Genomic DNA, 403 nt, shown 5'->3' with positions numbered 1-403 from the left:
ACTTGGTCGATCGCCTCATGCTGGGCGCTGTCCTGCGCCTAACGGGCAATCGAGTTCACTTGCCTTCAACTTTCGCAACTCCTGAATGCTGTAGATCAATTATCTCGTCGATACGGGCGGTACTCGTTGAAGAGCTTTCAATGCTTACGCCAGTTGAACACCTGATTCGCGTTCACTTCGTGACCGCGTGCAACCTATGCCAGCCGAACGTCCACTGGAAAAAACGTCTCCTCGGCGATCTGGCGCTTCTCGTCCGCTGTGCGCCGCCGATACTTGCGTGCGCCTTTAGCTTCGGTGATTCAGTCGCTCTGTCCATTAAGCAGAGGGTTTTTTGGTTAGCGATTGCGGCTACAGACGTATAAGCGAGTCCGTACAGGTCGGACCGCAATCGGTAACTAAAAAC

Annotated in this window: 1 protein-coding gene; it reads left to right on the top strand. The window is 53.6% G+C overall.

What is annotated here, in order from left to right; genetic code table 11:
* The coding region (locus tag P0D80_RS51345) for a hypothetical protein (RefSeq protein ID WP_408296677.1) at positions 1-362 on the top strand (362 nt) is incomplete at its 5' end.
* Between the last annotated feature and the right edge of the window lie 41 nt (positions 363-403).

This window comes from Paraburkholderia sp. RL17-373-BIF-A (assembly GCF_046030175.1).
Lineage (GTDB): Bacteria > Pseudomonadota > Gammaproteobacteria > Burkholderiales > Burkholderiaceae > Paraburkholderia.
Note: the sequence above shows the minus strand (reverse complement) of the source record. Positions and strands in the feature narration are given on the sequence as shown.